Consider the following 13,482-nt stretch of genomic DNA (forward strand, 5'->3'; position numbering starts at 1 on the left):
TGATAGATATGGGTGAGTCAGAAAAAATATCAGTGGGAATTATTGGTGCTTCGGGATATGGTGGAGTCCAATTAGTTAGACTATTACAAGAACATCCCTTGGTAGAAATTGTCTATTTAGGGGGTAAAGGGAGTGCTGGCCTTGCCTACTCTGAATTATATCCCCATTTAGGCCATGCAGTGGATCTAACCATTGAACCCATTGATGTCGAAGCGATCACTTCCCGTTGTCAGGTAGTATTTTTAGGATTACCTAATGGCCTTGCTTGTGATCTGGCTCCCCCACTGATTGAAAAAGGCTGCAAAGTATTAGACCTATCGGCTGATTATCGCTTCAAAAATCTAGAAACCTATAGCAATTGGTACAATAAAGACCGTAGCGACCTAGAAACTGCTAAAACCGCAGTTTACGGACTGCCTGAGCTATACCGTGATGAAATTAAATCCGCTTCTCTGATCGGCTGCCCAGGGTGTTATCCCACTGCCAGTTTAATGGCTTTATCTCCTTTACTCAAACAAGGGTTGATCTTGCCTGAAACCACCATCATTGATGCTAAGTCAGGAACATCCGGCGGAGGAAGACAAGCCAAAACCCATCTCTTACTAGCAGAAGCCGAAGGTTCATTCGGGGCTTATGGAGTAGCTAAACACCGTCATACCCCCGAAATTGAACAAATTTCTTCTGATTTAACAGGTCATGAAGTGAGAGTTCAGTTTACTCCTCATTTATTACCAATGGTTCGGGGAATTTTAGCCACGGTTTATGCCACCCTCAGAGATCCTGGGCTTGTCAGAGAGGATTTATTGACCATTTACAGTGCTTTTTATCGTTCCTCTCCTTTCGTGAAAATTTTGTCTAACGGGGTTTATCCGCAAACAAAGTGGGCTTGTTGGACGAATTTGTGTTACTTGGGTATCGAAACCGATCCCCGTACCGATCGCGTCATTGTTCTTTCTGCTATTGATAACTTGATCAAGGGACAAGCCGGACAAGCGGTACAATGTCTTAACATTATGATGGGATGGGAGGAAACTCTCGGTTTACCTCAACTGGCTTTTTATCCCTAAATTATCCCTAAATTAATATCTTCTTAGATATTGTTTCTCAAACCACATAATCCTGCGTAGGCAATGGCGATCGCATCTACACTATCATCTATTGGTAATGTCTCTAAATCAAACAAAGTTGCGACCATTTCTGCAACTTCTTTTTTGTTAGCTTTTCCGTCCCCTAAATGACATTTCCAACTGGCTTGATGGAGAAAAATTGCTTCAATTTTTGAATCTCGATAACAAACTAAATTAATTACTCCTAAAGCTTGCATAACTCCTCCTGCTGCTTTAATTGTACGGTTAAAAAAGGGCATTTCTATGGCAATACCTTGGGGCTTAAATTCTCTCAATAATTCACTTAAATCTGTTTCTATTTCTACCAGTCTTTGGGAAGTAGATAACTGTTTATTGGTTTCAATGGTTCCATAATCAATAATCAGAGGAAGTTCTTGCTCATTTTCTTGTAACATTGCCCAGCCAACTATTGCGAGTCCTGGATCAATTCCTAACCAATTTTGCTGAGACATTTATTTAGATTAATTCCTAGCTAAGACTAACAATAATACTATTAATGATATCGGCTACTAATACAGGCTAGAAGCCTGTGTTACTATGAAGGATTATTCATAAATTCTAATGCCATAAAAATGGTCGCAATAGTTCCTGCAACACAAATTTCTCCTGACATTATTTTCTGAATAACCTGAGCAGCAGGAACTAAAATTACTTCAATTTCTTCTGTAACGTCTAACTCTATTTTCCCTTTTTTCTCTACATTTAAACCTAAAAAGATGTGAATTTTATTATCATCTTTAACAGGATTGTCATAAATAGTTCTCATAAAGATGAACTCTTGAGCAATGTAGCCCGTTTCTTCTTCTAGTTCTCGTTTAGCTGCGGTCAAACTATCCTCTTTTTCAGGGTCAAAAGTTCCTGCTGGCAACTCCAATAAAATCTCTTGAACCCCATGACGATATTGACGAACAAAAACAATTTCCTTGTTGACAGTAATGGGTAAAATTAAAGCAATTTCAGGACGAACATTAACAAAATAATCATCAATAACTGTACCATCTGATAACTTTACTTGATCTTGTCTCACCCGACACCATTGATTATCAACAATAAAATCAGACTTAAGAATTTCCCACTTTTGAAGACTCATATTTTTGGTAATAGTTTTAGTTATTCAGCCCACTGACGTAATAGATTAGCATGGGTTTTGGCTAATAAATCAAATTCTGTCGATTTACCCTCTTTAGCAAAGATAGAACGACGTACCGTGTCAATATCAAACAAAATTTCTCGTTTGCTGGTATCTCGGATTAAACTTTGAATCCATCCCACAACCACAAATCTTGTACCTGTCTTAACCTCTGCAACTTGATGCAAAAAGGTGGAAGGATAGAAAATAATCGAGCCTGGGTTGAGCTTATAGTATAGTTTTGCCTCTGGTTTTTCAATGACCAACTCTCCTCCTTCATAACTTTCAGGAGAACTCAAGAATAAGGTAAAAGAGACATCCGAGCGGAAAAACTGCTTACCCCCCATCAAAGCGTTATCCGTATGACTGCCATAGTTCATATCTTGTTGATAGCGACTAAACCGTAGGGAATGAATATGTTTAGGCTGAATAGCTAGTTTGAATAATAAGTTACGCTCTAGGGCCTTAATAACCAAATTTTGTAGGGTTTTAGTCTCTGGAGAGGTTGTATCCAGTTGGCTGTTATGTTTTACTAATTTAGCGTGCCATCCTGCCGTAGTTTGACCATCAATAAACTTGCCTTTGGAGAGGGTTTCGGTGAGTTGGGTTAATTCTTCGGCGGTGATAATGTTGTCAACGGTCAAAATCATCTTTACTGTTGAGTCGTAGTTAGATTTTTTCCCATTATATCAACTTTTGAGCTATATGTAAGATAAATTCATTGGCAATTTCTGGCAGTCTTTTCTAGAATAGAGACCTTAGGTTAATATTTGATTAATTGAGGAAACCAACAATGAATTCTAAAGCTGTCCAACTATTAATTACCCTTGGTTTAGTAACTACTCTTGCTGCTTGTGGCGGCGGTGAAGTTGCTGAAGGCGGTGAAGGTGGTGAATCTGCTCCTGCAAGAGATGCCACAGAAGAAACTACCGATGCTGAACCCAAAGCTGACGAAGGCGGCGAAGGCGGCGAAGGCGGCGAAGGCGGCGAAGGCGGCGAAGGTGGCGAAGGCGGTGAAGGCGGTGAAGGCGGCGAAGGTGGTGAAGGTGGTGAAGGTTAATTCTTCTCCTCCTGCAAAACCTTAGCTAATACCAATTTCCAAAAGTATGGGATAACACTTCGACTACGCTCAGGGTTAACCCCCATTGCAAATTACAAAAGCTGTTGATTCATGATGAAAAAATCAGAAGAACCAACAGCTTTTTAAAGTTTAAAATTTAGACAAAAAGAAATTATTTGCTATTTATATTAACTTGAATTGCGCCGAGAATTGGCGTTTTAAATTTTAACAAAATAATCAGACTTAGGAGATGAATTAACCAATGAGAAATCACCAGTCCCCAGATAACACAAGCCAAAGCACTGCCACAAGCTAACACTCCAAAAATATCATTTCCTGTTCGTTGATACCAAATCACACTGCTTATGCAAGTGATTAAGAATAAAAGTGGGAAAATTGGGAGGATCATGGCAGTTACCTTTGAGTTATTAATCTGGGTCAGGTTCTTAAAAAATGATTTCTAAGGTCTCATTCCCATATCGTGTGTGTTGTATATCAGGATAACATTACCTTTCTCAAAATTGAGATTATATAAACCCTCTAAGGGGGATCTTGTAAAAAATCTTTGCATAACTTAAAACTTGATCCAACTAACTGCCTAAATAAAGCTTGTTTCATGAATAAATGTTGAGAATACAATCAGGTTTTAGGGATTTATGACTAGGTTCAAAATTCAATTTTGCTGAAGAACTCTTGTAACCAATTTTTGAGGTGAAGGGTAGCCAAACAATCGTCCTCATTATAACGTAAAATAGACTCGATAATACTGCGATCTCCTGTGGTTAACCATTGGTCATACCAACAAACGCATTGATCCCCACTGACTCCGGCATCACGCCAATTAAACCCTAACCAGTTGCCCAAGGACTTGAGAGAGTAGTTTTCAACAGGGAAAATTACGGAAGTGATTACAAAGTGATGAAGGTCTATTAAACGATTGACTAAATCTTCAACTTGAGGGTAGGGAGTTCCATATAAGTTTCCTAACCGTTTAATTGTGTCTTTTTCGTAGTCTGAAAAGTGAAAAATAGGAGCTTGATCATAACTATTGACAAACTCAAGAAATTGTTGCCAAATAATCCCTTCTTCTTCGGGAGTTTCTGCTAAAAAAGGATAAAATGTTTGGGTTTGGCTGAGACGATCGACCATGACAACCCCTAATAAATAATCTAAATTCCGTTCCGGTTCGGCTTCAATATCAAAATAGAGTTCAACTGTTTTCTCGGCAAGGCTCTCTAAAAGCTGATACTGGGGTTGAGGACGAGGAATGGGATTATTATTAACAATAGAGTAAGCCTGTTGTTGCAATTTTTCCCCTAATTCCCTGCCGAGCATTTCCTGGATGGTGTCTGAGTTGGCTTGAGCTAAGGACTCAGTGGTGATAATACCAATATCTTGTAAAGATCCATAGCGACTGGGAGTCACCCCTGGAACTAAAGAAAGATGCCCCTGATATTTAGCGATCGCATAACAGTGACTATGCCAATGACAAAGACTACAGCGTTGCCTGGAAATAAATAATTCTGGTTCTTGGGGCGTTGTCAGAGTTGTTACACATTCATTGATAATAAGCTCTAGCTTTGGTAACCCTTGGCACCGTATCCACCGAAAACTGTTTAAGGGGACGAATAATTAATTCTGGGGTTGGAGGAGAGGTTTCTTGAATAATAGCTAATAATTGGGCATAAAAAGTAGCCAACAGCTTATATTCTGGTTTCGCTTTGCGGCCTAGATGAATACTGACAGGATAATACAACCAGTTGCCAAATTTAGATTGTCCAGGTTGTTTAATTAATAAGTGAGGTTTTCCTAAATAATCATAACCAAAAGGCATGATCCTCAGAAAGTTCTCTTGCCACTCAAGGGATGTTGAGGTATTGTCATCAACCCATAATAATCCCTGATAAATACAATCAACTCCTTGCTCCATCAATGCTATGGTTGCTTGTGCTTTTTCTTTGAGACTTATTTGTGAAAATGGAAGTTTTTCATAATGGGGATAATAGTTATCTAAGACTAAGGCAATGTGACGTTTATTTTCTTGTCGCAGTTTGTCTAAAAAGTCTCTTTCTGGATCTTTTTGTTTTGGATCACCATGAATATTAAGAAAAGCACGGCGTGGACATCGTTTATAATCCAGTAGGAGAGAATCAGTAATCAGCATTGTTACTCTTAGTCTAACTTAGGGATTAACAAAAACCCCAATACCGTTGTGAACCCTTGCTGCTGTCACAGGAGAGCGATCGATCAACTGTCCACCCAAAACTAGGCCGGTGGAACTACCCCCGTCTAAATTAAGAGCATCCGTCGCCCCTAAACTTTGCATAATCTGAGCCATTTCATCGAGACTTGCGCCACTGCCCCCAACACGGGTATGAACGGCTACTAACATGATTGTACCGCGCTTAGTCACACCGATCGCACTCCGAGAAGCTTTTTGTTTCTGGAACCCTTTACTAAACTGTTCACTAACCGCATTTACAATAATTCTACGGTTACTAATTAATAACGGTCCAGCACCTAAAATATGGGACAATTGATTAAATTCAGTGGGTATAGTATTACTTTGTAAAGTTAGCTTTGTTCCTGGAGAAAGCAAACTAGAAGCCAGGGCATTTTTGCGAATCGTTAAGAGGTAGCCGTTTTTAGGGATAGGATAAGATTGACTTTTTGCTTTTCGAGCTTGTTGTTGATAAATAACTTGGTTATTTTCCACAACAATAATTATTTCGTTATCGCTAAGAGGTGTATAACTCTGACCCCATTCAGAGGTGTAACGAGACACTCCAGCTTTAATGTAGCCACTATTTAGAAAAGCAATGGGTATATTATTACCTGTCGCTGTAGTAATGGTTTCTCTTAGAGCCAAACGATTGAGATAAACTTGACCTTTATCGTCCCAACCGATGGCACCCCGTCCTAAAATGGGACTAGATAACCAGTTATTATCTTGACGAATGGCCCCAAGGGGAAGTTGATTATTGCGGTTAAAAAAGCCCCCATTAATAGCAGCAGCAGCCCGCCATTTTTGAGCAGTTGTTACTAGAGGTGCTGTTCCCGTTTGTCCATTAAAATTAGTGGTAATTGGTTTTAGGGAAATACGGGGCGATCGCTGGTCAATTTCTAACCAATTGACGGGAAAAGTTGTCTTCTTTCTCCCATTATTAATAGTCACCAGTTGTTGTCGCCAGATAATGCCTGGAGTCCAAACAATTTCTTTAGGAACCATGCCATCGGCACGGACATCAATAACAATACGATTAGGGTTAGATAAACTAAAAACATTTAGCCCGTGTGCCGTAGGTAAATCAACATGAACCTTAGTTAAATTTCCCGTATCTTCTAAAGAGAATAATGAGGATTCTGGAGTTTGAGAAACAGGAGTACCTAAATCGTCTTCATCGGTATTTACTAAAGGTTTAGGGGAAGAAGAAGCCCCGTAATTAGATAATTTAGTTGCAGAAGCTTTTCCCGAAATCATCACTACACCATGACCTTTTGCCTGACTAATTTGCCAAACCGTAGGACGATCAACCTCTAAAACAATACGTTTTCCCCAGGTTTGATTCCCTTGACGAATGTTATTAATTTGTGCTATTGGAAAGTTTAATTCTAAGGTATTATTATTAACTTGTAGTTGCCCACCAGCCAACTGAATCAGTTCTGTGATATCGAGATAGCGATAAGGAGCTATGAAACGAGCTAAAATAGGTAAAGGTTGATTAGAATTTGTCCCAAACCAACGAACAGGTTGTAAACTAGGATCATCGGTGCTTAGTAACTCTAATCCGAGTAAGTTCATCGCGCCAATATCACTAATTCCAATTCTAGTTTTATCCCCTTGTTGCCATTGAGTCCAAGGAATTTTATAGGTTTTTCCGTTAAGGATAATTGCTTGTCCTTGCTGGATGGAATTAGATGCTTCAACCGGTGCAATGGTTGCTGAAAGGTTAAGGTTAACCGCTTTTTCCGGTTGTGGGTTCCCTATAGCAAGATAGACACATAAGGTAGTAGTTAAGGAAATAGAAAAAAGACTCAAGGGATACCAGGGGAGTTTCATGGCTCGTCACACCTCGTTAATAAATTGGCAATATTGTATCATAATTCTCTTGAAACCTCCCCTTTTATTATTTCCAATTCTCACACTTTAGCTAATTTCTGTATAGTAGGAAGAGAAAATTTTGTACTTTCTTCTAAAAGATAATCAAGAAAAGCTTTGGTAATAACTGATAACTGTTTTCCCCCCAAATAAGCAACGTACCAACGACGTTTAATAGGAAAATTTTCTACATCTAAGACAGTTAGTTCACTATCAATTCCTTCAGATATTAATGTGTGTTGGGAAAGAACAGAAATACCTAAACTCCCAGCAATAGCTTGTTTAATAGCTTCATTACTACCTAATTCTAACCTTACATGAACAGAGACTTTATGTTTATCAAAAAGATTTTGTACAGCCCTTCTTGTTAGTGAACCCTGTTCCCTCATAATAAAGGGTTCCCCTTCTAAAGCGGTAATGGGAATATTCTGTTTATTGGCCAACGGATGAGTTTTTAAGGCGACTACCACTAATGGGTTATCAAGAAAAGCTTGAGTACATAAATCTAAGGCTTCTGGGGGATTACTAACGATGTAAAGATCGTCCTCATTTTCTAACATTCTCCGTTGAATTTGTTGATGATTCGTTACTTTTAGAGAAACATCTATTCCTGGATATTGTTGACAGAAAGACCCTAAAATACGAGGTATAAAATATTTAGCGGTGGTAATCACCCCTAAGCGTAATTGTCCTTGTCTAGTGCCTTTTAAGTCGGCCACTTTCATCTCAAAATTATCCAGTCTTTCAAAAATTTCCTGACAAGTTTTCAGTAATTCTTGTCCTGCTTCTGTGAGATAGAGACGTTTGCCAATTTGCTCGAATAAGGGAAGACCAATGGCTTTAGTAAGTTGTTTAATTTGACTGGAGACTGTGGGTTGAGTGATAAATAATTCTTCGGCCGCACGGGTAAAGCTGCCATGACGTGCTGTGGCTTCAAAGACCTTCAATTGGTGTAAGGTGGCTTGTATCAATGGTAATGCCCTCTGCTGTGCGATGTGAGTGATAATAGATTTTTAAGAATCCTCGCCCCCATCATAGACTAAATTCGATAGTAAATCAAGTTTGGGTTGAAATTAATCTATTAAATACACAAAACTTTGTAAAATCAATAACGGTTTTCTGAGGCGAGTTGTTGTAGTATTTTTCAAAATACTCATGTATCTAGTAATAAATACTTATGTCTAATACTAACTCAAAAACTTGTCCTGTCTGTGGTGTGAAAATTCTTGGAGGGGATAAAGTTGTCTTTTCATCAGGTCCGATGGGAACTCGGGGGCGTTTGTGGGCGAGGGTTTGTAATTATGCCAAACAGGTCGGATGTATTAACCAGGATCAAGAAGAGATCGGTCAAGTACATGAAAATGATTATTATAATCCCATGAAATAAGAAAAAGCAGGTCATCTTAGACCTGCTTTCGGTTAAATAATAACGTTCATTGGACTACCTGTTTTTGGTGGGGGATAAATACGAATTCTTGCTTGTTCTCCAAGTAGATGTAAATATTGACCAACGTTTTCTAAAGATTTCAGAATTTGCCAAGTTAAGCCATTTTTGGGACAAATCAAGACCAAAGTTAATCCATCGCGCCCAGTGGTTAAATTCCAGCCACATTTCGATAGTAAACGTTGGGTTTCTTCATCACAGGAATTATAAAATAAATCGCTAACCACATCATTGAGTTCCCAAGATAATTCGAGATCACTGGGAACCCAAGAGGGTAAGTCATCGGGAGGTAAAAAGGATGAATTCATAGTATTGTCAGGGATTTCTTATCTAATCTAAGTTTTGTATAATATATTACAGAAGTCAAGTCCGTAATATTGGGGAGATAGGGGAACGGGATCACGAACTTAACCTTCTAAAATATGAATAGGGTTGGACACTTTTGATTTCAAAGCTATCAATGAACGATAAACAAAAACAAAGATCACGGGAGGATATCCCCGAAGCATTGCGGGATAGTCCTGTTCCTCCTACTCCTACTTCTTCATCCCTAAACCCTAAATGGATGATAATCGGGTTAGCTGGGGTTATTATGATTGTGCTTGGTACATTAGGGATCATGCGTCTAGTTTCTTCCTTGTCACAGACTAATACTGTGTCTGTTGAACCTACTCCCTCCCCCAGTCCAACCCCTGAACCTGAAACGATTGAAAATATTTTAGGTCATTTGCCCTATGAAGAAGCTGATCCCAGTCAACTAAAAGCTATCACTAATGATGGCCGGATTAAACTGAGGAAAAAAGCTGCCGATAGCTTCTTGCAAATGCAGGGAGATGCGCGCGCAAGTGGTATTATTCTAACGGCAATTTCCGGGTTCAGAACGGTTCAACAACAGGAATATTTATTCTTTGAAATTAAACGTCAAAGAAATCAAGATACTCGCAAACGGGCTGAAGTTAGTGCGCCTCCAAGGTATAGTGAACACCATACAGGATATGCTATTGATATTGGAGATGGTAAGGTTCCTGCTACTAATTTAAGCGAGAATTTTGAACAAACTCCGGCTTTTCGATGGCTGGAAAATAACGCAGCTAAATATAGTTTTGAGTTGTCTTTTCCTCGCAATAACATTCAAGGTATTAGTTATGAACCTTGGCACTGGCGATATGTAGGGGATACCGACAGTTTAAAGACTTTTTATGAAGCTCAGCAATTGCAAAACAGACCTTCTTCTGAAGAAAATACAGTTAATTAAGGTGAGATTTAATCAAGATGACAAGAGCTAATGGATTGAACAATGATAGTAATTTAACTCAACAAGAGTGGTGGGTTATTCGGTGGTTAGAATTGTTAGATTCTTATCGGTTTAAAAAGCGGTTAGAAAGGGCAAGAAATTATGCAAGAGAAGGTCATGTATTAAGCATTGAGTTCTCTGGCTCTGAGGTATTAGCTAAGGTGCAAGGAACAGAAACAGAACCCTATCAGGTGTCTCTTTCTCTTGAACCTTTTACCGATGAGGATTGGAGTTTTATTCTTCAAAGTTTATCAGAAAAAGCAATTTTTTCTGCTCAATTATTATCTGGTAAAATGCCAGATGATATTGAAAGGGTTTTTACTGATAATGGTTTAAGTGTCTTTCCTTTTAGATTATCAGATGTTAATTCTAGTTGTACTTGTCCCGATAAAGCTAACCCTTGTAAACATATTGGGGCTATTTATTATCAGTTAGCTGAAAGATTTAGTGAAGATCCTTTTATTATTTTCCAGTTACGAGGTAGAAGTAAACATCAAATTTTGGAAGGGTTGAGAAATCTACGCCAGCAACAAATTAATCTGGAAGAAACTCCTTTAGATAATATTGAAGACACCGTTAATAATACTGAAGAAATAGAAGAAAAAAATACTCAAGAAAATCAGCCATTAGATGTTCAACAATTTTGGCAATATCAAGAATCTCTTGATCCTTCTCTAGTAGTTATTGTTCCTCCTACGGATAACAAAACAGTCTTAGATGTTTTGGGTAGAATACCTTTAGCTTATGAAGACGCAAAAATCGTTAAGGACCATTTACAGCAAGTCTATCAAACAGTCTCACAACAAGGGATGATGAAAGCTTTACAAAGAGATGAATAATTAGGGTTTGCTGAATAAAAGCAAAACCCTATTCTTTAAAAGGTTACACCCATATTCGCGATCGCAAAAAAGATCAGCTTTGTCGGCTACAAACCGCTATAATTGGTAGAAACACCTCCCAGTTGTTGGTCAAGAACAAATGTATCGAAAAGAGGAGCAACCTTTACCGCCCCCAGAAAAATTTGAATTACCTTTCGAGGGCAAATTGTCCCCCAATAATCGCTGGGTAATCATGGCAGAGTTGATACCTTGGGATGATTTTGAGGAAGAATATGCTAAACTTTTTTCAGCAGAAAAAGGTGCGCCAGCCAAACTATTTAGAATGGCATTAGGGACATTAATTATTAGGGAAAAATTAGGAACAAGTGATAGAGAAACTATAGAACAGATTAGAGAAAATCCCTATCTACAATACTTTATAGGTTTAAATTGTTATCAACAAGAGCCACCACTGGAATCTTCAATGCTAGTTCATTTTAGGAAAAGAATTGATGGAGAATTGATAAACAAAATCAATAAAAAAATAGTAAAAAGAGAAATAGACAAGAGTGATAAAGAAGTAAAAAAAAAGGATTGTCTCCAAGAAAAAGGAGAAAAAATAAAAAATAAAGGTAAACTAATTTTAGATGCGACTTGTGCGCCAGCAGACATCAAATACCCAACGGATTTAGGCATATTAAATCAAGCCAGAATTGAGACAGAAAGAATAATAGATAATCTTTATAAACCATTAAGAGTAAAATTGAGAAAAAAGCCGAGAACTTCTAGAAAAATTGCTAGAAAGGAATACTTAAAAGTAGCTAAAAAACGAAAAGTATCTTATCAAAAAAGAAGAAAAGCTATCGGGAAACAGTTAAAATACCTTAAGAAAAATTTAGGAAATATAGAAGACTTAATTCAAGCTGGGGCTTCCCTGGAAAATCTGAGTAAAAGACAGAAAAATTGTCTAGAGACTATCAAAAAAGTTTATGAACAACAACAGTCAATGTGGGAGAATAAGACCCAGAGTGTTCCTCAAAGAATTGTAAGTTTAACTCAACCGCATATTCGTCCAATAGTGAGGGGAAAAGCAGGAAAACCAATAGAGTTTGGAGCTAAACTCTCAGTAAGCTGTGTAGATAACTATGTGTTTCTAGACAAAATAAGTTGGGAAAACTTCAATGAATCTTGTCATTTAAAAGAACAAGTAGAAAAGTATAAAGAAACGTTTGGCTATTATCCCGAATCCGTCCATGTAGATAAAATTTATCGAACTAGGGAAAACAGAAATTGGTGTAAGGAAAGAGGGATAAGAATCAGTGGTCCGAAGTTAGGAAGACCTCCGAAAAATGTCAGTGAAGAAGAGAAGAAACAAGCCCACTCCGATGAATGCTTCCGTAATGCTATTGAGGGAAAGTTTGGACAAGCTAAACGAAGATTTAGCCTAAATCTCGTGATGACAAAACTCCCTGAAACCTCCATTACATCTATTGCTATTACATTTTTAGTTGTCAATCTTTCTAAACTTCTGAGGCAGTTTTTGTCGCTTTTTTTGTCCTTATTCACTAATAATAGAACAGGGGAACTCATCAAACCGCCTTTCATTAATTTTGATTATACTTTAAACAATTTTTATGTACTAAAACTTATTGATTTGTCAGAAAATTCTTGGTCAAAAGTGGCATAAATTTTGGAGAAACTTTTTCAGCAAACCCTAATTTAGCATCATGGGTTTTGATTACCTTGAAAATAATTTGACGTAATTCTTCAGCATTATCAGTGTTCATTCCTAAAATTGACGAAAATAAACGAGCTTTATGCTTCCCATGATCATGATCGGGGTTAAGACAGTAATCACGCAGTTTACCAATATCAACCTTAGCATTATCAACATAAGGCAGTAGATTAACGATAATAGTCTTCTCCTTCAAGAATAATAATTATCAATCTTACCGTAGGGTGGATTAGCGGTAGCGTAATCCACCATAAAATAGTTTAATATAATAACGAGAATTTGGTGCATTACATTTCATTAATGCACCCTACAAAAAGGCGATGGCAGTTACCGTAGGGTGGATTAGCGACAGCGTAATCCACAAAAAATAGTTTAATATAATAACAAGAAATTGTTGCATTACATTGCATTATAGCACCCGAAAAAAAGGCGAGCGCAATTACCGTAGGGTGGATTAGCGAGAGCGTAATCCACCAGAAAATAGGTGAGAATAATAACAATAACTTGGTGTATTAAATTTCATTAATGCACCCTACAAAAGAGCGATATAAGTTACCGTAGGGTGGATTAGCGAGAGCGTAATCCACCAGAAAATAGGTGAGAATAATAACAAGGTTTTGGTGCATTACATTTCATTAATGCACCCTACAAAAGAGCTAATGAACCCTTATATAATAGCTATAATTTCAACATCTAGGTCAATGTTTTCAACTGGTGCGTTATTTGGATTATGTGCATAAAGAATAAAATACTCTTCCGTTACAAAGCCAACTGTT

General features: G+C 37.9%; 14 protein-coding genes and 1 pseudogene. 6 read left to right on the forward strand and 9 right to left on the reverse strand.

The window, feature by feature from the left end; all coding sequences use genetic code 11:
* Positions 1 to 8: 8 nt before the first annotated feature.
* Positions 9 to 1,067, forward strand: coding sequence for an N-acetyl-gamma-glutamyl-phosphate reductase (gene argC, locus CWATDRAFT_RS06605; RefSeq protein WP_007304279.1), 1,059 nt, complete (start codon positions 9 to 11; stop codon positions 1,065 to 1,067).
* 23 nt (positions 1,068 to 1,090) lie between these two features.
* Here argC and CWATDRAFT_RS06610 read toward each other — a convergent pair whose 3' ends face one another.
* From CWATDRAFT_RS06610 to CWATDRAFT_RS06620, 3 genes are all read right to left on the reverse strand, one after another.
* Positions 1,091 to 1,579, reverse strand: coding sequence for a crossover junction endodeoxyribonuclease RuvC (locus tag CWATDRAFT_RS06610; RefSeq protein ID WP_007304280.1), 489 nt, complete (start codon positions 1,577 to 1,579; stop codon positions 1,091 to 1,093).
* An 83-nt stretch (positions 1,580 to 1,662) separates the two neighbouring features.
* Positions 1,663 to 2,217 (reverse strand): NUDIX hydrolase, encoded by a 555-nt coding sequence (locus CWATDRAFT_RS06615; RefSeq protein ID WP_007304281.1) that lies wholly within the window; start codon positions 2,215 to 2,217, stop codon positions 1,663 to 1,665.
* Positions 2,218 to 2,237: 20 nt separating this feature from the next.
* Positions 2,238 to 2,906 carry a Fe2+-dependent dioxygenase gene (locus CWATDRAFT_RS06620; protein WP_007304282.1) on the reverse strand — a complete coding sequence of 223 codons (669 nt, stop codon included), beginning with the start codon at positions 2,904 to 2,906 and terminating at the stop codon, positions 2,238 to 2,240.
* A 143-nt stretch (positions 2,907 to 3,049) separates the two neighbouring features.
* Between CWATDRAFT_RS06620 and CWATDRAFT_RS36585 the strand changes: the two genes are divergently transcribed.
* Positions 3,050 to 3,316 carry a hypothetical protein gene (locus tag CWATDRAFT_RS36585; protein ID WP_007304283.1) on the forward strand — a complete coding sequence of 89 codons (267 nt, stop codon included), beginning with the start codon at positions 3,050 to 3,052 and terminating at the stop codon, positions 3,314 to 3,316.
* 172 nt (positions 3,317 to 3,488) lie between these two features.
* On the opposite strand, the gene CWATDRAFT_RS39435 is transcribed toward CWATDRAFT_RS36585, so the two are convergent.
* The 4 genes and pseudogenes from CWATDRAFT_RS39435 to CWATDRAFT_RS06645 all read right to left on the reverse strand — a co-directional run bounded on the left by CWATDRAFT_RS39435 (position 3,489) and on the right by CWATDRAFT_RS06645 (position 8,386).
* Positions 3,489 to 3,725, reverse strand: coding sequence for a hypothetical protein (locus tag CWATDRAFT_RS39435; protein ID WP_021833289.1), 237 nt, complete (start codon positions 3,723 to 3,725; stop codon positions 3,489 to 3,491).
* A gap of 257 nt (positions 3,726 to 3,982) precedes the next feature.
* A pseudogene (locus tag CWATDRAFT_RS06635) lies at positions 3,983 to 5,480 on the reverse strand (TM0106 family RecB-like putative nuclease).
* An 18-nt stretch (positions 5,481 to 5,498) separates the two neighbouring features.
* Positions 5,499 to 7,376: a phosphodiester glycosidase family protein gene (locus CWATDRAFT_RS06640; protein ID WP_007304286.1), complete on the reverse strand. Its 1,878-nt coding sequence runs from the start codon at positions 7,374 to 7,376 to the stop codon at positions 5,499 to 5,501.
* Between the two features lie 80 nt (positions 7,377 to 7,456).
* Positions 7,457 to 8,386 (reverse strand): LysR family transcriptional regulator, encoded by a 930-nt coding sequence (locus tag CWATDRAFT_RS06645; protein ID WP_007304287.1) that lies wholly within the window; start codon positions 8,384 to 8,386, stop codon positions 7,457 to 7,459.
* A gap of 206 nt (positions 8,387 to 8,592) precedes the next feature.
* Between CWATDRAFT_RS06645 and CWATDRAFT_RS06650 the strand changes: the two genes are divergently transcribed.
* The gene (locus CWATDRAFT_RS06650) at positions 8,593 to 8,802 is read left to right on the forward strand and encodes a hypothetical protein (RefSeq protein ID WP_021830211.1); all 210 of its coding nucleotides are present in this window, start codon (positions 8,593 to 8,595) and stop codon (positions 8,800 to 8,802) included.
* Between the two features lie 32 nt (positions 8,803 to 8,834).
* Here CWATDRAFT_RS06650 and CWATDRAFT_RS06655 read toward each other — a convergent pair whose 3' ends face one another.
* On the reverse strand, positions 8,835 to 9,167 hold the full coding sequence (locus CWATDRAFT_RS06655) for a hypothetical protein (RefSeq protein WP_007304288.1): 333 nt from the start codon (positions 9,165 to 9,167) through the stop codon (positions 8,835 to 8,837).
* 152 nt (positions 9,168 to 9,319) lie between these two features.
* Between CWATDRAFT_RS06655 and CWATDRAFT_RS06660 the strand changes: the two genes are divergently transcribed.
* From CWATDRAFT_RS06660 to CWATDRAFT_RS06670, 3 genes are all read left to right on the forward strand, one after another.
* Positions 9,320 to 10,114: a M15 family metallopeptidase gene (locus tag CWATDRAFT_RS06660; RefSeq protein WP_007304289.1), complete on the forward strand. Its 795-nt coding sequence runs from the start codon at positions 9,320 to 9,322 to the stop codon at positions 10,112 to 10,114.
* Positions 10,115 to 10,131: 17 nt separating this feature from the next.
* Positions 10,132 to 10,992 carry an SWIM zinc finger family protein gene (locus CWATDRAFT_RS06665; protein ID WP_007304290.1) on the forward strand — a complete coding sequence of 287 codons (861 nt, stop codon included), beginning with the start codon at positions 10,132 to 10,134 and terminating at the stop codon, positions 10,990 to 10,992.
* A gap of 139 nt (positions 10,993 to 11,131) precedes the next feature.
* The gene (locus tag CWATDRAFT_RS06670; protein ID WP_007304291.1) at positions 11,132 to 12,658 is read left to right on the forward strand and encodes an IS5-like element ISCwa2 family transposase; all 1,527 of its coding nucleotides are present in this window, start codon (positions 11,132 to 11,134) and stop codon (positions 12,656 to 12,658) included.
* Here CWATDRAFT_RS06670 and CWATDRAFT_RS33070 read toward each other — a convergent pair.
* Positions 12,618 to 12,902, reverse strand: coding sequence for a DUF6883 domain-containing protein (locus tag CWATDRAFT_RS33070; protein ID WP_232287024.1), 285 nt, complete (start codon positions 12,900 to 12,902; stop codon positions 12,618 to 12,620). The two genes, CWATDRAFT_RS06670 and CWATDRAFT_RS33070, sit on opposite strands and share 41 nt — an antisense overlap.
* Between the last annotated feature and the right edge of the window lie 580 nt (positions 12,903 to 13,482).

The sequence above is a fragment of the Crocosphaera watsonii WH 8501 genome (assembly GCF_000167195.1).
Lineage (GTDB): Bacteria > Cyanobacteriota > Cyanobacteriia > Cyanobacteriales > Microcystaceae > Crocosphaera > Crocosphaera watsonii.